At 67.3% G+C, this 18021-nt stretch carries 13 protein-coding genes; 2 read left to right on the forward strand and 11 right to left on the reverse strand.

Annotation, left to right across the window (positions count from 1 at the left end):
* Positions 1 to 12: 12 nt before the first annotated feature.
* On the forward strand, positions 13 to 1518 hold the full coding sequence (locus BXA07_RS14575; RefSeq protein ID WP_076568722.1) for a DASS family sodium-coupled anion symporter: 1506 nt from the start codon (positions 13 to 15) through the stop codon (positions 1516 to 1518).
* Between the two features lie 9 nt (positions 1519 to 1527).
* On the opposite strand, the gene BXA07_RS14580 is transcribed toward BXA07_RS14575, so the two are convergent.
* The 7 genes from BXA07_RS14580 to BXA07_RS14610 all read right to left on the reverse strand — a co-directional run bounded on the left by BXA07_RS14580 (position 1528) and on the right by BXA07_RS14610 (position 11936).
* Entirely contained in the window at positions 1528 to 2175 is a 648-nt protein-coding gene (locus BXA07_RS14580) for a hypothetical protein (protein WP_139335579.1), read from the reverse strand.
* A gap of 104 nt (positions 2176 to 2279) precedes the next feature.
* Entirely contained in the window at positions 2280 to 4820 is a 2541-nt protein-coding gene (locus tag BXA07_RS14585) for an EAL domain-containing protein (RefSeq protein WP_076568618.1), read from the reverse strand.
* Positions 4817 to 8050: a hybrid sensor histidine kinase/response regulator gene (locus BXA07_RS14590; RefSeq protein WP_076568619.1), complete on the reverse strand. Its 3234-nt coding sequence runs from the start codon at positions 8048 to 8050 to the stop codon at positions 4817 to 4819. Before BXA07_RS14590 ends, BXA07_RS14585 begins: the two co-directional genes overlap by 4 nt.
* Positions 8051 to 8078: 28 nt before the next feature.
* On the reverse strand, positions 8079 to 9236 hold the full coding sequence (locus BXA07_RS14595) for an ABC transporter substrate-binding protein (protein WP_076568620.1): 1158 nt from the start codon (positions 9234 to 9236) through the stop codon (positions 8079 to 8081).
* A gap of 129 nt (positions 9237 to 9365) precedes the next feature.
* Positions 9366 to 10373, reverse strand: a complete 1008-nt coding sequence (locus tag BXA07_RS14600; RefSeq protein ID WP_076568621.1) for an NADP-dependent oxidoreductase — start codon at positions 10371 to 10373, stop codon at positions 9366 to 9368.
* 36 nt (positions 10374 to 10409) lie between these two features.
* Entirely contained in the window at positions 10410 to 11219 is an 810-nt protein-coding gene (locus tag BXA07_RS14605; protein ID WP_076568622.1) for an oxidoreductase, read from the reverse strand.
* Positions 11220 to 11309: 90 nt separating this feature from the next.
* Positions 11310 to 11936, reverse strand: coding sequence for a TetR/AcrR family transcriptional regulator (locus tag BXA07_RS14610; protein ID WP_076568623.1), 627 nt, complete (start codon positions 11934 to 11936; stop codon positions 11310 to 11312).
* 84 nt (positions 11937 to 12020) lie between these two features.
* On the opposite strand from BXA07_RS14610, the gene BXA07_RS14615 reads away from it, so the two are divergent.
* Entirely contained in the window at positions 12021 to 12389 is a 369-nt protein-coding gene (locus BXA07_RS14615) for a gamma-glutamylcyclotransferase family protein (RefSeq protein ID WP_076568624.1), read from the forward strand.
* Positions 12390 to 12446: 57 nt separating this feature from the next.
* Here the strand turns inward: BXA07_RS14615 and BXA07_RS14620 are convergent, their stop codons facing one another.
* From BXA07_RS14620 to BXA07_RS14635, 4 genes are all read right to left on the reverse strand, one after another.
* Positions 12447 to 14411, reverse strand: a complete 1965-nt coding sequence (locus BXA07_RS14620) for a cytochrome c/FTR1 family iron permease (protein WP_076568625.1) — start codon at positions 14409 to 14411, stop codon at positions 12447 to 12449.
* Between the two features lie 130 nt (positions 14412 to 14541).
* A complete protein-coding gene (locus BXA07_RS14625) occupies positions 14542 to 15246 on the reverse strand; it encodes a hypothetical protein (protein WP_139335580.1) in 705 nt (234 codons plus the stop codon).
* 82 nt (positions 15247 to 15328) lie between these two features.
* Positions 15329 to 16363: a zinc-dependent alcohol dehydrogenase gene (locus tag BXA07_RS14630; RefSeq protein WP_212592312.1), complete on the reverse strand. Its 1035-nt coding sequence runs from the start codon at positions 16361 to 16363 to the stop codon at positions 15329 to 15331.
* A gap of 287 nt (positions 16364 to 16650) precedes the next feature.
* Positions 16651 to 17919 carry a DUF4382 domain-containing protein gene (locus BXA07_RS14635; RefSeq protein ID WP_348532960.1) on the reverse strand — a complete coding sequence of 423 codons (1269 nt, stop codon included), beginning with the start codon at positions 17917 to 17919 and terminating at the stop codon, positions 16651 to 16653.
* Between the last annotated feature and the right edge of the window lie 102 nt (positions 17920 to 18021).

Below are 18021 nucleotides of genomic sequence, written 5' to 3' on the forward strand. Positions count from 1 at the left end.
AAGGTAATGAAGATGTATAAAACAGTGCGCGAAATGTTCCTGCATTTCAAGGAAGCCGTGCCATTCCGGCTCGTGCCGGCCCTGATCTGCACGGTCTTGCTGGTGAGCATGCTATTGCTGCCGGCGCCAGACGGCCTGACGCCCAAGGCCTGGGGCTTGCTGGCGATCTTCCTCACCACGATACTGGCGATCATCTTAAAAGTCATGCCCATCGGCGTGATGGCCATGATGGCCATCGTGATCGTTTCCTTGTCGCAAGTGACGTCGACCTCGTCCAAGGGCGCCATCACGGATGCGCTGAGCAGCTTTGCCAATCCCCTGATCTGGCTGATCGTCGTGGCAATCCTGATATCGCGCGGCCTCAAGAAAACGGGGCTGGGCAGCCGCATCGGCCTGCTGTTCATCTCGCTGCTGGGCAAGCGCACCATGGGCATCGGCTATGGCCTGGCCATCTGCGAACTGGTGCTGGCGCCATTTACGCCGAGTAACACGGCACGCGGCGGCGGCATTGTCCACCCCGTCATGAAATCGATCGCCAACGCCTTCGATTCGGACCCGGCCAAGGGCACGGAAGGCAAGGTGGGCACCTATCTGGCTCTCGTCAACTACCACGCCAACCCGATCACCTCGGCCATGTTCCTGACGGCCACGGCGCCCAACCCGCTGGTGGTCGATTTCGTCGCCAAGGCCAGCGGCCAGAACTTCCACCTGACGTGGACCACCTGGGCCCTGTGCATGCTGCTGCCTGGCCTCGTCTGCCTGCTGGTGATGCCTTTGATTATCTATTGGCTGTCGCCGCCGCAGCTGAAAGCCACGCCGGACGCCGTCACCTATGCCAAGGCCCAGCTGAAAAGCATGGGACCGCTGTCGCCTTCGGAAAAAGTCATGCTGGGCACCTTCGCCCTGCTGCTCTTGCTGTGGGCGAACGTGCCCGCCATGCTGTTCGGCCCCGCGTTTTCGCTCGACGCGACCGTCGTCGCCTTCGTCGGCCTGTTCGTGCTGATCATTACGGGCACCATCGACTGGGATGACGTGCTGTCGGAAAAGAGCGCCTGGGACACCCTCGTGTGGTTTGGCGCCCTCGTCATGATGGCCGAGCAGCTGAACAAGACGGGCGTGATCGCCTGGTTCTCGGCCGGCATGAAGGGCGCCATCGTCGCCAGCGGCATGGACTGGCTGCCGATCGCCGGCGTGCTCGTGCTCGTGTTTGTCTTTTCGCATTATTTCTTTGCCAGCACGACGGCCCACATCAGCGCCATGCTGCTGGCCTTCCTGACGGTGGGCCTGCACCTGATCCCGGCCGAATACCACGTGCCCTTCATGCTGATGATGACGGCCGGCTCGGCCATCATGATGACCCTGACCCACTATGCGACGGGCACCTCGCCCATCATCTTCGGCAGCGGCTTCGTGACGATGGGCAACTGGTGGCGGGTCGGCTTCATCATGTGCGTGGTGGAACTGCTGATCTTTGCCGTCGTCGGCACCGCGTGGTGGAAGGTGCTCGGCTACTGGTAAGCCGGCTTGCTAGAGCTGGCGCGCCAGCTGCCGCATGGCCGCCAGGCATTGCGCCAGCTCGCCGCCGACGGCGCGCTTCCACAGCACGGCGGCCTGCGACCACGCCTGTTTTGCCAGCAAGTCCCTGAGCTGCGCTTGCAGATCGGCCGGCAAGCCGCCGAACTGGCGCAGTTCCAGCGTGCGGGGCTGGCCGTGGCGGCCCGCCGGGTCCAGCTCTTCGAGCGCGTCGTGCAGGCTGCCGGGCCGGTGCAGGGCGCCGGCCTCATCCATGTACGCCAGTTGCACGTCCGGCGTTGCATCCAGGTCGTAGCCCGGGTCGCGGCAAGGCTCGTCGAGGAGCTGGGCGATATTGTAGATTGTCAACACCTGCGCGGACCGCACGACGTCGGTCAGATCGTGCACGTCGACGCCCGCGTCCAGCAGGCGCTGCAGGGCAGGCGAGTTAATGAAGGGGAAATCCGACTCGCCCAGGTCGCGCCAGCGCGCGATCCACCGGGGCTGCGGCAAGTCTTCATCGACGACGTCGGCCCACAGGCCCCGCAGCAGCAACTGCCGCAGCAAACGGTCATATTTCTTGTTCGCACTATCGTGCTCCAGGGCATCGGCCTGAGCCCCGTCGATCCCGCATTGCCGCAATCGCCCGCCTATCGTCGTCATGGTATGCCGCCAACCTTTCCATCGCATCTGGTCCAGGCAGCATCATATACTGCCGCGCGCACGCCGGGCAGCGCGGCGGCGCCTCAGCCCGCGGCTTGCCCCGGTCAGGCGGCGCGGTTGCCGGCCTCGATGCCATGGGGGCCGAGCGGCGGGCGCTGCACGCCCGATTCGAAGCGCAGGAAGGCTTCGCGCAAATGGTCGCGCAGCAGTGTTTCGTCCCAGGGCTTGGTGATGAATTTGTACACGGAACCTTCGTTGATGGCCGCCGTGACGGAATGCAGTTCCGGATAGCCGGACAGCATCACGCGCACGATTTCCGGGTAGACCCCCTTGATGCGGCGCAAGAGTTCATTGCCGGACATGCCGGGCATGCGCGCATCCGTGAGGATCACGCCCACCGCATGCGCGGCCACCAGTTCCAGCGCTTCCTGCGGCCTGGTGGTGCTGAGGATCTGGTAGCCTTCCTTGCGCAGCGAGCGGCGCAGGGCGGACAGCATGTGCTCTTCGTCGTCGACCAGCAGCAGCACGCGCTGCGGAGTTTCTGCGTGGCAACTTTCTGGTGGCAAATGGGTGCCCGCATACAGCAGCTTGTCCATCTCGGCGCCCGGCAGGGGGCGGCTGAAATAATAGCCTTGCATGGCGTCGCAGCGGTTGGTATTGAGAAACTCCAATTGTCCCGCCGTTTCCACGCCTTCGGCCACCGTGGCCAGGTGCAGCGACTTGGCCATGGCGATGATGGAGCGGGTCAGCGATGCGCCGTCCACGCTGTCGGTCACGTCGCGGATGAAGGACTGGTCGATCTTCACCACGTCGATGGGGAATTGCTTGAGGTAGGACAGGCTGGAATAGCCGGTGCCGAAGTCGTCGAGCGACAGGGTGACGCCCAGTTCCTTGAGCTGCTCCAGTGCCAGCACGACGAGGTCGCGGTTTTGCATCAGCACGCTTTCCGTCAGCTCCAGCTCCAGGCTGGCGCCCGCCAGGCCGCTGTCGGCCAGCACTGCGCGCACCAGTTGCGGCATGTCGACCTGGCGGAACTGGCGCGCCGACACGTTGACGGCCATCGTCAGGTGCGCAAAGCCGTAGGCATGCCAGACGCCCAGCTGCGCGCAGGCCGTGCGCAGCACCCATTCGCCGATGGGCACGATCATGCCCGTTTCCTCGGCCAGGGCAATGAAGCGGTCCGGCGGCACCAGGCCGATGCCGGCCCGGCGCCAGCGCAGCAGCGCTTCCATGCCATACACCTTGCCGCTGGTGAGGTCGACCTTGGGCTGGTAGTGCAATTCCAGTTCGCCCAGCGCCAGCGCCTGGTGCAGCGCGTGTTCGATCTCGGCCCGCTCTTCCACCAGCACGCCCATCTTGTGGTTGTAGAACTGGTAGCCGTTGCGGCCCTTGTCCTTGGCGCTGTAGAGGGCTGCGTCGGCCGTCTTGAGCAGCATGTCGGCGCTGTCGCCGTCGGACGGGTACAGGCTGGCGCCGATACTGGTGCTCACGTGCAAGGTATGCTCGCCCAGCACAAAGGGCTCGGCGAATACGGCCAGCACCTTTTTCACGATGTCCTCGGCCGTGTCGCCGTCGGGCAAGTCCGTCAGCAGGATGAGGAATTCGTCGCCGCCCTGGCGGGCCACGGTGTCGCCCTCGCGCACCGCGTGCTGCAGCCGGCGCGCCACTTCCTGCAGCAGGGCGTCGCCGACGGGATGGCCATAGCTATCGTTGACAAACTTGAAACGGTCGAGGTCCAGCATCAGGGTGGCCAGGTGCAGGCGCGTGCGGCGGGCGTGGGCGATGGCCTGGCCGGTGCGGTCGTTGAGCAGCTGGCGGTTGGGCAAGTCCGTCAGCGCATCGTGGTTGGCCAGGTATTCGATGCGCCATTCCTGCTGCTTGCGTTCGGTGATGTCCTGCACGGTGCCGCGCATCAGCAGCACCTGGCGGCCTTCGCGCACGGCCTCGGCCTGGTGAAAGACGATGCGCTCGGCGCCGCCCGGCTGCCGCACCCTGTGTTCCAGGCTGTAGCCGGCGCCGCTGGCGTGCAGCGCCATGAAGGCGTCGAGCAGCAGGGGCCGCTGTTCCTCCGGCAGGCACTGCAGCAGGCGCTCGAAGCTGGTGGGGCCGGAATCGGCCTCCAGCCCCAGGATGCGCAGCAGCTCGGGCGACCAGTAGCCGTCGCCGTCGGCGACCCGGTATTCCCAGTTGCCGAGCCGGGCCAGCGCCTGCGCGTGGCTGAGGCTTTCGCGGATGCGGCTCAAGTCGCTCAAGGCGCGGCTGGCCCGCAGCAGGTAGCGCAGCCGGTGCGCCAGCAGCCGCCACTGCATCGGCTTGGAGATAAAGTCGCTGGCGCCCGCTTCCAGCGCCTGCTTGATCGAGGCATCGTCGTCGTTGCCGGTGAGCATGACGATGGGCACGTGCGCGCCGCCGGGCAGGCGGCGCAGCTGCTCGCAGCATTCGAAGCCGCTCATGCCGGGCATGGCCACGTCGAGCAGGATCAGGTCGGGCGCGCCGCGCTGGAAGGCCGCCAGCGCTTCCGGGCCGCTGGCCACCTCTTCGATGCGGAAGCCTTCCGGTTCCAGCGCTTCGGTCACCAGGAGGCGCGTCATGGCGTCGTCATCGACCACCAGGACCTGTGCGTGCGGGGGGAGGGCGGGATTCATATGGCTTCCTTTTCAATGGCCAGGGCGGCGAGGACACGGTCGAGTTCTTGCTGGATGCCGCGGATATGGCGCAGCGCGCTGCCGACATCATTGCCGCGCGCATATTCTTCGATTTCGCGGCAGGTGTCCGACAGGCCCAGCGCGCCCACGTTGGCGCAGCTGGACTTGAAGGTATGCGCGGCCAGCTGCAGCGCCGCGGCGTCGCTGGCCCGGGCCGCCGCTTCCAGCTGGCCCAGCAGGCGCGGGGCGTCGCTGTGGAACAGGTCGATGATGCAGCCGAGCACATCGGCACGGCCGGGACGCCGCATGGCGCGCAGGTTGTCCAGGGCGGCCGCGTCGAGGATGGCGCCGGGCGCCGCCGCCGTGGCCGCCTGTGACTGCGCCGGCGCGGCGGGCGTCTCCGCTGCCGCCGCCGCGGTGGATGCGGGGCGCCAGCGCGCCAGCACGGCCAGCAGGGCGGCGCGCGTGTAGGGCTTGGCCAGGTAGTCGTCCATGCCCGCGTCCAGGCACAGTTCGCGGTCGCCCAGGATGGCATTGGCCGTCAGGGCGATGATGGGCGTGCGGCTGCGGCCCTGCTCGCTTTCCATGCGGCGCAGGCGCCGGGTCGCCTCGAAGCCGTCCATGTCCGGCATCTGGCAATCCATCAGGATCACATCGAACGGCTGCTGCTGCCACAGGGCCAGCGCGCGCCGCCCGTTGTCGGCCGGCGTGGCCTGGTAGCCGGTCTCTTCCAGCATGGCCAGGGCGATTTCCTGGTTGATCGCATTGTCTTCCACCAGCAGCATGCGCAGCGGCGGCGCCGCGCCGGCGCCGTGCGGCGCGGCGGGCAGGGCGGGCCTGGTCGGCGCCGCCGGCGCGTCCTCGGGTGCCACCGTGCCCACGCCGACGGTGACGGCGAAGCTGGAACCCTGGCCCGCCACGGATTCGAGCACGATGTTGCCATCCATCATTTCCGCCAGCTGCTTGATGATGGCCAGGCCCAGTCCCGTGCCGCCGTATTTGCGCGAGGTGGCGCTGTCGGCCTGGCGGAAGGGCTGGAAGACGGCCGCTGCCGCTTCCGGCGCCATGCCGATGCCCGTGTCGCGCACTTCCAGGCGCAGCCGGCCCGCGGCGGGGCAACTGACGTCGACGGCGATTTCGCCCCGTTCCGTGAACTTGGTGGCGTTGTTGAGCAGGTTGGTGAGGATCTGGCGCAGGCGCACGGGGTCGCCGCGCACGTGCTGCGGCACGCCGGGCGCGATGCGGCAGCCAAATGCGATGGCCTTGCGCTCGATGCCGTTGGCAAACAGCGCCACCACGTCGTCTATCATCTGGCGCAGGTCGAAGGGGATGTGTTCAAGTACCAGCTTGCCCGCCTCGATCTTGGAAAAGTCCAGGATGTCGTCGATGATGCTGAGCAGACTTTCGCCCGAGCGGTGCACCGTATGCACGAAACGCTGCTGCTTGGGGCTCAGTTCCGTGCGCTGCAGCAATTCCGTCATGCCCAGCACGCCATTCATCGGCGTGCGGATCTCATGGCTCATCTTGGCCAGGAATTCCGATTTCGCCCGGTTGGCGGCGTCGGCATCGGCCTTGGCCTGCGTGAGTGCCAGGTCGCGCTGTTCGACGTGTTCGAGCATGCCGTTGAAGCCCGTGATCAGCTGCCCCAGCTCATCGCTGCCGTGCTGCGGCACGCGCACGGACAGCGCCTTGCCGTCGCGGATATGCGCGATGGCGTAGGACAGGCGCGCCAGCGGCCTGGCGATGGACGCGCTGATGAGCCCGGTGATCGCCACGCAGGCCAGCAGCAGCACCAGCGCGATGCCGAGGATCAGCACGAAGGCATGCCGTACGCCATAGCGCACCTTGGCCACCGCATCCTGCTGCTGCTCCGTGATGCGCGCCACCTGCTGCGCGGAATAGGCGGCCTGTTCGCGCTCGAAGGCGCGCACGTGGGCGATCACCTCGCCCAGCGCCGCCTGGCTTTCCAGCACGCTGCCCTTGGCCTGCACCAGCCGCCGCCCCGAGCGCTCCACGGCGTCCAGGTAGGTGTTGACGGTGCGCGTCTCGGCCAGCAGGCCCAGCTGGCCTATGCCTTGCAGCAAGGTCTGCATGGTCGCCATGTCGCGGTGCAGGGCGCCGATGCGCTGCGCGATGTCGCGCCCCAGCCGCGTGACGTCGCCGGCGGCCGTGGCGAGCATCACTTCGCCCACGTCGATGCTGATGGCGTCGACGGCCAGGTTGATTTCGCCGCTGGCGTCCTCGATGCGGGCCGAGGTGTGCATGTTGCGGCCCGCCTCGGCCAGCCGGTCGCGTCCGATGGCCAGCTGCAGTTCGATGGGATCGAGCTCCTCGGCCAGGCGCAGGTGGGCGGCGGCCAGGGCGGCGCTGATTTGTTCCTTTAGGGCAAGATATGGGGCCTGCCGCGCCGCGCCGGCGCCGCCCGCGGCCAGCAGCCCGGCGCGCAGGGCCAGCAGGCCGGCGGCGGGATCGAGCAGCTGGCGCGCCGTGGCCAGCAGTTTCGCGCGCAGGGCCAGCTGGGACGGGCTGATGTCGCGCTCGCTGGTGCCCGCCAGGTGCGCCACGGCCGCAGCCAGGCGCTCGCGCAGGGGGGCGATGCGGAAACGGTTGTTCACGGCAGCCGTTTCGGCCAGCGCAATCTGCATGTCGTGTATGCTCTTGCGCAAATCCGTCAGGTAGCGGGCATTCTCGTTGAGGCGCTGGCTTTGCTGCTGCACCTCGCCCGCCGTGGCCTGGGCCTGGCTGTCGACGAGGCGGATCTTGCCGCGCGCGCTTTTCGCGGCCGCCTTGATCTGCGCCAGCACTTGCCGTATTTCCGACGCCTGCGCCTTGTAATATGCTTCGTTTTCCAGGCGCTTGCGCACGGCCACGCGCATGCGCTCGAATTCCCGCTCGAAGGCGGCGTGGTAGCGCGGCGTTTGCAGCTGGCCATGGCGCCGCAAGTCATGGCTGATGCCTTCGGCCGCACGGATGCTGGCGACGATCTTGGCCGACACCTGCTCCAGCTGCGCCACGTCTTCCGCCTTGCCCAGCTCGAAAAAGTCCGAAGCCATGTCCTGCACCGTGTAGCGCAGGCGCAGCACGTCCGTGTACAGCGGCACCGTCTGGTCCGTCAAGCCGTGCACATGGGTTTCTATGCCCTTGACCAGCAGCAGGCTGGCCGCCGCCATGGCAGCCACGCCGGCCAGCAGGACGGTGGTACTGATGATCAGCTTGCTCCTGATTTTCATGCCAGGCTCCGGGGGCGGGCGGCGCGCGTCACTGCGCGCCAGGCGCCGGGAACGCCGGGACGATCCTGCCGTCGGCGATGCGGGTCAGGAAGACGGCCGTCGACGCCTGGTGGTTGCCGGGTCCCAGCGTCACGCGCAAGCCGCCCAGATCGAGCCGGTCGAGCGTTTCGAAGCTGCGGATCAGGCCTTCGCGCGTGAGGTCCGCGCCCGCGCGGCGCAGGGCCGCCACCATCAGGGTGGCCGAGATGCAGCCTTCGAAGCTGACGAAGGACAGCCTGGCCGCCGGCACGTGCCTGGCCAGCAGGGCGGCGCAGTCGGCGGCAATCGGCAGCGTGGCGTCGTCGGGCAGGGGCACCACTTGCGAAATCACGATATTGTTGCCTTCCGTGCCCAGCAGCTGCAGCAGGCTGTCCGTGCCGACGAAGGACACCGTGGCCAGGTCCGCCTTCAGCCCGACCTGCCTTGCCTCGCGCACGAAGGCGGCCACCGGCGTGTAGGGACCGGCCATGACCACGGCCTGCAGGTCGTGGCCGATGAGGGCCGCCAGCCCCGCCTTGACGGCCGTCGTGCCGCGCTGGAACGCGCCCTTGGCGACGAGCTCCATGCCGCGCCGCTGCAGGGCGCGCACCGTGCCGTCGAGCACGGCGTTGCCGAAGCCGTCATCCTGGTACAGTACGCCGAAGCGCTTGACGCCCCGGCTGGCGAAATACTGCACCAGGGCGTCGGACTCATCGTCATAGCTGGCGCGGAAGTTGATGATTTCATGCACCACGGGGCGGCGCAAGGTCATCGCGCCCGTAAACGCCCCCACCAGCGGCACTTGCATTTCCTGCACGATCGGGATGACGGCGTTGGTGGTGGGCGTGCCCACGTTGCCGAACAGGGCGAACACCTGTTTTTCTTCGACCAGCCGGAGCGTTTCGCTGATGGCGCGGTCCGGATCGTAGCCGTCGTCGGCCACCACCAGCTCGATGCTGCGGCCATGGATGCCGCCGCTCCGGTTCGCTTCCTGGAACACGGCCGTCGCGCCGTCGAGCATGGCCCGTCCCAGCCCCGAGGCCGCGCCTGTCTGGGCATTGACCATGCCGAGCCGGACTTGTGTTTCGCTCACGCCCGGTTCGGCGGCATGGGTGATGCCTGCCCACAAGGTGAGCGCCAGCCAGCAGCATTCCGGAAAAACGCGCATCAGCTACCTTTACGGAGGTTGATTAAAATCAACAGGTAAATCGATGCAATCGAGTATGGCCGAAATTGCCCATTTAAAACTCACACATAATCACGGCGTGGCAAAGCGGCTCGTGGCGCCGGATGCGGCTCAAGGCTGCGGCAGTTGCACCACGACCTTGCCGCGCGCGCGGCCCTGCGCCAGGTAGGCCAGCGCCTGTTTCGCCTCCAGAAAAGGAAACACCCGGTCGATGACGGGACGGATAGCGCCCGCTTCGAGCAGGGCGCCGATCTGCGCCAGCTGGCCGCCGTCTGGACGCACGAAGTGGAAGGCATAGCTGGCGCCGCGCCGCCGCGCCAGGCCGATGATCTTGCGGCTGAGCAGGCCAAATACCAGCGTCAACATGAAATGCATGCCACGCGCGCGGGCGAAAGCGGCGTCCGGCGGGCCGACCAGCGAGACGACGCGGCTGCCGGGCTTGACGATGCGCAAGGCCTTTTCCAGGCCGTCGCCGCGCACCGTGCCCAGCACGGCGTCGTAATCGCGCAGCACGTCCTCGAACGGCTGCTGCGTGTAGTCGACCACCTCATCGGCGCCCAGGCTGCGCACCAGGGCCACGTTCGCCGTGCTGGTGGTCGTGCCCACGCGGGCGCCCAGGTGCCTGGCCAGCTGGATGGCGAACGTGCCGATGCCGCCCGAACCGGCCGGGATGAACACCTTCTGGCCCGGCCGCAGCTGCATGCGCTCGTGTATGGCTTGCCACGCCGTCAGGCCCACCATGGGGATCGACGCGGCCTGCACGAAATCGAGGCTGGCCGGTTTCAGGGCGGCCGCCTGCTCGGGCACGATGGCGAACTCGGCCAGGCTGCCGTGGGGCGTGTCGAAAATGCTCGCATACACGGCGTCGCCGACCTTGAAGCGCGTGACGCCGCTGCCGACTTCCGCCACCACGCCGGCCAGGTCGCTGCCCACGGTGGCGGGCAAGCGCAGTTTTAATATGGGCTTGAAGTCGCCCCTGGGAATCAGGTTATCGATGGGATTGAGGCCCACGGCGTGCACCCGCACCAGCAGTTCGCCGGGGCCGGGCGTGGGGCGGGGCAGTTCCGCAAACGCGACGTGATCGAGGCCGCCGTATTTTTTAAGTTGCAATGCTTGCATGATGTTCTCTCTGAATGCGGGAAAAAATGCTGGCGTTCAGGCCAGGCGCAGGTCCTTGCGCAAACCGGCGTCCATCAGTGCGGCGGGCAGGAAACGGCGCATCAGGCGCAGGCGCGCCGCCAGCGGCCCGGCCGTGTAGCGCAATGTCGGATGGCTTGCCCGGGCCGCCGCCAGGATGGTATCGGCCACGACGCCAGGCTCGTCGGCGCCGGCCATCAGCGCCTGCAGCCGGCGCGTGACGTCTGCGCGCACTTGCCGGTAGGCCGACAGCGGGGCATCGGGTGCCAGCAGGTTGGCTTCGAACGTGGTTTTCGTATAGGCCGGTTCGATGACGCTGGCGCGGATGCCCCAGCCGCGCACTTCATGGTCGAGCGATTCAGTGTAGCCCTCGATCGCGTGCTTGGTGGCGGAATACAGCGCGCCGTAGGGCATGGGCAAAAAGCCCAGGACGGAACCGATATTGAGGATGCGCCCGCCGCCCTGGGCCCGCATGTGCGGCAGCACGGCCAGGGTCATGCGCACGACGCCATGGAAATTCGTGTCGAAGATGGCTTGCGCCTGTGCCATGCTGCTTTCCTCGGCGCCCGCCGGGGCCACGCCGAAGCCGGCGTTATTGACGAGCAGGTCGATGCGGCCTTCGCGCCGCATCAGTGCGTCCACGGCGGCGGCGACGGACGCGTCGCTCGTGACGTCGAGCGCCAGCATCGCGTAGCCAAGCGCGTCCGCTTGCGCGCCGCGGCGGCTGGTGCCGTACACCGTGTAGCCCGCCTGCGCGAGGCGCTGGGCCGTGGCCGCGCCGATGCCGGACGAGGCGCCGGTGACCAGGGCAATTTTGTTGTTGTGCATGGCAGTTCCTTTACTGGTGGATGATGCAAAATATGATGATCGTCATATGATGGTTTGAAAAAAAGCCCGGACGGACCCGGGCCATGGGCCTTACGGCTGGTTTGTCTCTTGAAACTGCGCCAGCGTGGCCGCGCACAGGGCGTCCGACAGGGCCGCTTCGTCGACGGCGCGCGCCAGGATGGTGGTGCCGATCATGGCGCACACCGTCGCCATCGCCTGCGCGTGCGCTTCGGGCTGGCCCCAGTTCGGCAGTTGGCGCGCGAACAGGTCGATCATTTCCTTGATGTGGATGGTGGCGGCGCGCCGCACCTCGGGCGCCTGGCGCGGCATTTCCGAGCCCAGCGCCGAGACGGGGCAACCGACCTCGATGGCGGCGATGTGTTCGGGCGACAGGTAGGCGGCCAGCATCGCCTGCAGCGCCTGGCCGGGCGGGGCGGCAGCGGCCACCCTGGCCGCCAGCGCCACCGATTCGGCGCCTGCGCGGTCGCCCGCTTCGGCCAGCAGCGCGTCGCGCGAGGCGAAGTGCGCATAGAAGCCGCCGTGCGTCAGGCCCGCTTCCTTCATGATGTCGGCCACGCCCGTGCCCGCATAGCCGCTGCGGCGGATGGCGCGCGTGGCCACCTCGACGATGCGTTCATGGCTGGCTTCCTTGCGGCTTTGCGCCAGGGGTTTCTTGTCAGATGATTTGTCGTATGAGTTCTGCATGATGGTCATCATATCGCAATTTTCACCAGGGCGCAGGACCCGTACCGGCAAAAGGCGCTACGATGCACGCTATCGACATGCGACGAGGAGAGACAGATGGCAACTATTTCAACGGCAACGATGGAGCACCTGTTTTCCTACGGCACCTTGCAGCAGCCCGAAGTCCAGCTGGCCACCTTCGGGAGGCTGCTCGACAGCCGGCCCGACCGCTTGCCCGGCTACCGGCTGGGCTTGCTGGCCATCGACGATGCGCAGGTGGTGGCGACCAGCGGCAAGACGCATCATCCGATTGCCGCGCGCGGCGATGCGGCGGATGGCGTGCCGGGCGCCGTGCTGGCGATGTCGCTGGAGCAATTGCGGCAGGCGGACGGCTACGAGGTGGCCGACTACCGGCGCGAGCGCGTGACGCTCGCTTCGGGCCTGCAGGCCTGGGCCTATGTGGATGCGCGCGATGCGCTGGCCTGAGCGTATTGCGGCCGATGGCCGGCACGGGCAGCCTGCCCGTGCCGGCGCCTTGCACGGTCAAGCCGGCTTGAGCTTGCCTGCCGAGTAACGGTTCCAGCCGTAGCCGGCAATGATGATGGCCAGGATGGCCGCCTGTGCCAGCAGGGTTTCCGCCGTCGGCAGGATGCCCAGCAGGTCGATGCGCATGAAGTCGACGGGGGTCACGCCGACCCAGCCCGCTTCCTGCAGCGCGGCCACGCCCTTGCCCATCAAAATGACGGCCAGCACGGCCACGAAGGCGGATGTCCACGAGAAGAACTTGCCGATAGGCATTCGGGCGCTGGTGCGCAGCAAGGCCCAGGCGATCACGACCAGCAGCACGATGGCCACGAGGAAGCCGCCCAGCAGGGCGCCGCCGTTGCCGTCGGCCGCCAGGGCGGAATAGAACAGCACGGTTTCAAACACTTCGCGGTAGACGGCGATGAAGGCCAGGGCGAACAGGCCCCAGGCCGAGCGCCGCGTCATGGCCGCCGTGAGCTTCTCGTGCAAATATTCCTGCCAGCGCCCGGCGCTGCTCTTCTGGTGCATCCACAGGCCCACGCTGAGCAGGACCAGGGCCGCGAACACGGAACCGAGCCCTTCGCTCACCTCGCGGCTGGCGCCGCTGATGGTCACCAGATAGGTTGCCGCCACCCACGTCAGGGCGCCCGCCACCAGCGCGCTGATCCAGCCGCCATGCACGTAGGGCATGACGTCGCTGCGCTTGGCCTTGCGCAGGAAGGCGATGATGCCGATGACGATCAGCAGCGCTTCCACGCCTTCGCGCAGCAAAATCGTCAGGGCGCCGACAAAAGTCGTCATCGGGTCGGCCTTGGCCTCGCCCAGTTCCGCTTCCACGTGGCTGAACAGTTGCTGCAGCTTGTCGCCGGCCGCTTCGGCGTCGGCCACCGTGCCCTTGGCCACGGCGGAACGGTAGGCCAGCATGGCGTTTTCCACGGCCAGCAGCAGGGATTTGTTGCGCGCGCCGACCATCGGTTCGATCGGCTCGAAGCCGTCCAGGTAGGCCGACAGGCCCAGGCGCGTGGCGCCCGCGCGGTCGCCCGCGCGCATGGCGGCCAGGCTTTCGGCCAGGCGCATACGCGACAGGGCCAGGCCGGCAGGCTTGTGCGCTTCGGCCTTGTCCGGGTGGCTGCGCAGATACGCCGTCAGCGCATGTGCCGCGTCCGCGCCCAGCGTGGCGGCCGCCGCTTCCTGCGTCACGGTCGTCACGGCGGCCAGGTCCGCGTACAGTTTTTTACTGCGCGGATCATCCTGCCACAGCTTTTCGCCTTGCGCGCGCGCCGCCGCGTCGTGCGACATGCCGCCGACAAAGAAGGCCAGGTCCCAGCGCTCGTTCTCCGACAGCTGGCCGAAACTGGCCATCGACGTGCCGGCCACGCCTTGCGAAATGACCTGGTACAGCGCCATCACGCTGCGCGACTGGGCCCGCTCCGCATCCGTGAAGGCGATCGGTTTCGGCTCCAGGCTGGCCGCCAGCGGACCGTCGCCGCCGCCGGCCACGCCGTGGCAGGAAGCGCACTGGGCCGCATACAGGGCCGCGCCGCGCATCAGGTTGGGCAGCACCTTCGGCGCCACGGGGATCGGGTAGGCGGCGATCAGCAAGCCGTTCGCATGGTGCGCCAGGCGCTTGACTTCCACGCCGTCGGCCTTGGCCACGACGGCTTTGCGCAGGTCGGCGATGGCGGCGGCGATGGCCGCCTGCGATGCGTGGGCGGGCAGGGCGGCGATCTGCGTCGCCGCGTTGTCCGTAAAGTCCAGCATTTCCGCGTATTCCGCTTCGCTGACCACTTTGCCGTGCTCGACGGCGCCGCTGTAATCGACGGCCACATAATCGATCAGTTGCCACAACTGCTTGGCGCCGGCGCCAGGATCGGCCGCCTGCGCCTGCGCCTGCGCCTGCGCGCTTGCGCCCAGCAGCAGGGCTGCGGCCAGCAGTGGATAACACGCGAGCCATTTCCGTATTTTAATGAACATGATTCTCATTCTCATTTCTTGTTAACCCGGCGACTATAGGACAGACGGTGCGCAGTGTCAACGGCGCACGGCTGCGCCCGGGTCGATATGCCTGGCCGGGGCAGCGTGTGGGGAGATGAGAACGCGGGGGGAAGGAAGCTTACTGATGCGATGCCGGTTTGGCGTACAGCCCTCTGGAGAGGCCATTGTCCGCGTCGTCGACTTTCAGGCCGCCCTTGACGACGCGCAAGCCCAGTTTCTGGAAGGCATGGCCTCTCAGCCATCGCGGGTCGCTGACGGCGAAGGCGGCGAGGCGGTCCTTGGCGCGTTCGGGCGGCACGGCCAGCCATTGATAGCCGGCCTTCGAGCCCTGGCGGCGCAAGCCGGCGCGTACCCAGCGTTCCGACGCCGGCATGCGCACGATGGCGTCGCCGTTCGCCACGCTCACGGCCGTGGCCGTCTTGCCGCTCTGCGCCTCGAATCTGACTTCCACGCCGGCCATCGGCCCCAGCCGGGGGAAGCCGACGATGGCTACCCACACGCCCGCTTCGGCCGGCTTCTGGATGCGCATTTCGTCTTCCTCGAACAGGCGGAACTGCGGCTCCTTGCCGCCGTTGCCCGCCACGAGGGTCAGCTTGTCGCCGTCAACGCGCCACTCGCCGCTGGCTTGCTCGTCCATGCTGCCGTAGCTGAGCATCCACTCGAAGGTGCCGTCCTTTTTCAGCAGCAGTTCGGAACCCGTCTCCATGACGCCTTGCAGATAATAATGGCCGGGCAGGGAGGACGCGGCCGGACCGGCCGCGCCGGCGGGAGCGGTGAAAACGAGGGTGGCGCAGGCCAGCAAGCCAGAAAGCGTTATTTTCATCGGTGTGTCCTTTATGTTATCCAATGGTAACAACGGCAACGCAGTGGCGTCGCACGACACACCGGTGAAATTGGCGTTCCGCTCAGTTTCCGCTGAAATCGAGCACGACGCGGGCGGCAACCTTGCCATGCTCGAGGCGGCTGAACACCTCGTTGATGGCCGACAGCGGCTGCAATTCCACGTCCGCCTTGACCTTGCCATTCGCGGCGAACGCCAGCGCCTCGGCCATGTCCTGGCGCGTGCCCACGAAAGAGCCGCGTATCGTCACGCAGTTGGCGACGACGTCGAACAGCGGCGTGGGGAAGTCGCCCGGCGGCAAGCCGACGAGCACGCAGGTGCCGCGCTTGCGCGTCATCGCCACGCCTTGCTGGAAGGCGTCGAGCGACGGCGCCGTGATCAGCACGCCGTGCGCGCCGCCGCCCGTCGCTTCGCGCAAGGCCGCCACGGGGTCGCCCTGGCGCGCGTTGATGGTCACTTCGGCGCCGAGGGCGCGGGCGTGTTCGAGCTTGCCTTCATCGATGTCGACGGCCGCCACGCGCAAGCCCATGGCCAGCGCATACTCGATGGCCAGGTGGCCCAGGCCGCCGATGCCCGACACGGCCAGCCATTCGCCCGGCCGCGCGCCCGTTTCCTTGATGCCCTTGTAGCTGGTCACGCCAGCGCAGATGATGGGCGCCGCCTGCACGGCGGAAAGACCGGCAGGAATGTGCGCGACATAGCGGGGGTCGGCGAGGATGTACTCGGCAAAGCCGCCGTTCTTCGTGTAGCCGCCGAACTGCGCCTCGGCGCACACGGTTTCCCAGGCTGCCAGGCAATGCTCGCAATGGCCGCAAGCCGAATACAACCAGGGCACGCCGACCCGGTCGCCCAGCTGCACCTCGGTCACGCCCGTGCCCAACTCCACCACCACGCCGATGCCTTCATGGCCGGGAATGAATGGCGGCGTCGGCTTGACGGGCCAGTCGCCGCGCGCCGCATGCAAGTCCGTGTGGCAGACGCCGCACGCTTCCGTCTTGACGAGGATCTGGCCGGGGCCGGGAACCGGCACGGGTACTTCGCGCAGCACCAGCGGCTGGCCCAGTTGCTCGACAACGGCGGCTTTCATGGTAGTGGGGATCATGTTATTCCTTATGAAGTTGGTCATGCGTAGTGCAGTGGCGCAGGCGCTCTGCCATGGTCTGTTCGACAGAGCCTTGCGAATGGTCATATTCTGCTGCACACGACAGGAAAAATGATTGATCTACATCAATGTATACGGGCTGGGAGGCCAGCCTTGCGCAGGTAGTTGCCGGATGCGGGGAAGAGGCGGGGGAGGAAGCGGAGGAGGAAGCTGAATTGGCGGCCTGCACGGCGACGCGTCCGTGGACGCATCGCCGTGCAGGGCGGGCAGGAACGGCCCGCGTATCAAGGGGTCAGGGTAAAGTTGACGCCAGACTGGTTTGCCGTGGAAATATCCACCGATGGCAGGGACTGGGTCGCATACCCGTTCGCCGCCGCTTCCACCTTGTACTTGCCGGTACCGGGCAGCGTATTGGCCTGCGCTGCAAAGACCAGGGGCAGGGTGGCGCTATACGGCGCCAGCTGGGGCGCAACGGTGGGCAAGGTCAGCGCATAGGCGCCCGTGGCGATATCGACGCCCTGGTACTTGACGGTCACGCTGGGGCCGGCCGCGAAACTCTGCTTCGCGCTGACGCTCGCCACTTCGGTGCTGCTCGCCGGGGCCAGGACGACGGCGCCGCCGATGACGCCCGGGGCGGTGGCCGCGGCCGCCAGGGTGATCGGCGCGCTGCTGCTGCTCAGTACCGTGGTGCTGGTCGTGCTGGCCACCGGCACGCCGGCGATGACGGCCGTGGCGCTGTTGTCGGCCGTAATGACGACATCGTAGTTGCCCGGAACCAGGCGCGCGAGGAAAAATTCGCCCGTCGTGGCGTTCGGCGCGGTGGCGGCCACGATGGCGCCGCCCTGCTGGGCCGTTACCATCACGTGCTGCGACAGCAGGGCAGGGGCGATGAAGCCGTCGATGCCGTTCAGTACGGTCGGCACCACCTTGACGACGGGCTTGAGCGCATAGCCGGCATTGCCTTTCCTGACGACCGATTTGCAGGCGTCAAAGTCGAGCACGAGGTCGACTCTTTGCCCCGCAGCCACGTCAAACTGGCTGACCAGCTTGATACCGCTCTGTACCGCGCTGGGCGTATCGAGGGAAATTTCGTTGACGCTGCCGCTCGGAATCACCGAATTGGCCATGGCCGAGCCGGCATTCGCATCGAGGACCAGGCGCAGCTGCGTGTAGTGGCCCGGCGTCAGCGGTGTCTGGCCTAGGTTCTCCAGCGCACCATTGGTCAGGTTCAAGAGATTGATCTTGCGCGCCGGGCTCAGCGTAATATCGGTCCAGCCCGCATCGGTGTCGCTCGCCGTGGCGCTCTGGTGCACGCGCACCTTGTTCACCGTCACGTTGACGGCGTCAAAGCCGCACGCCGGCGCATCGGTGATGGCGACGCCCAGCGTGCCGTTCACGCTCGCCTCGCCGGCGGAGCCACCGCCGCCGCCGCCGCAGGCCGACAGCAGGGCGGCGACGGTGACGGCGCCGGCCATGCCGCAGTGGCGCGCAATCCGGGTCATGGTGTGGCCACCCCGAAGGGCGGCCTGGACGGCAAGTTGCTGGGATTTCATGTTCGGTCTCCTTGAAAAGGCCGCGGAAAAATGCGGCAGGTACAGGTAGAACGACGGGCGCAGCCGTTTTCTTCCGTCGCCGGCAACTTTTTTCGCCGCGCG

Source organism: Janthinobacterium sp. TND4EL3, from assembly GCF_900156175.1.
Classification (GTDB): domain Bacteria; phylum Pseudomonadota; class Gammaproteobacteria; order Burkholderiales; family Burkholderiaceae_D; genus Janthinobacterium.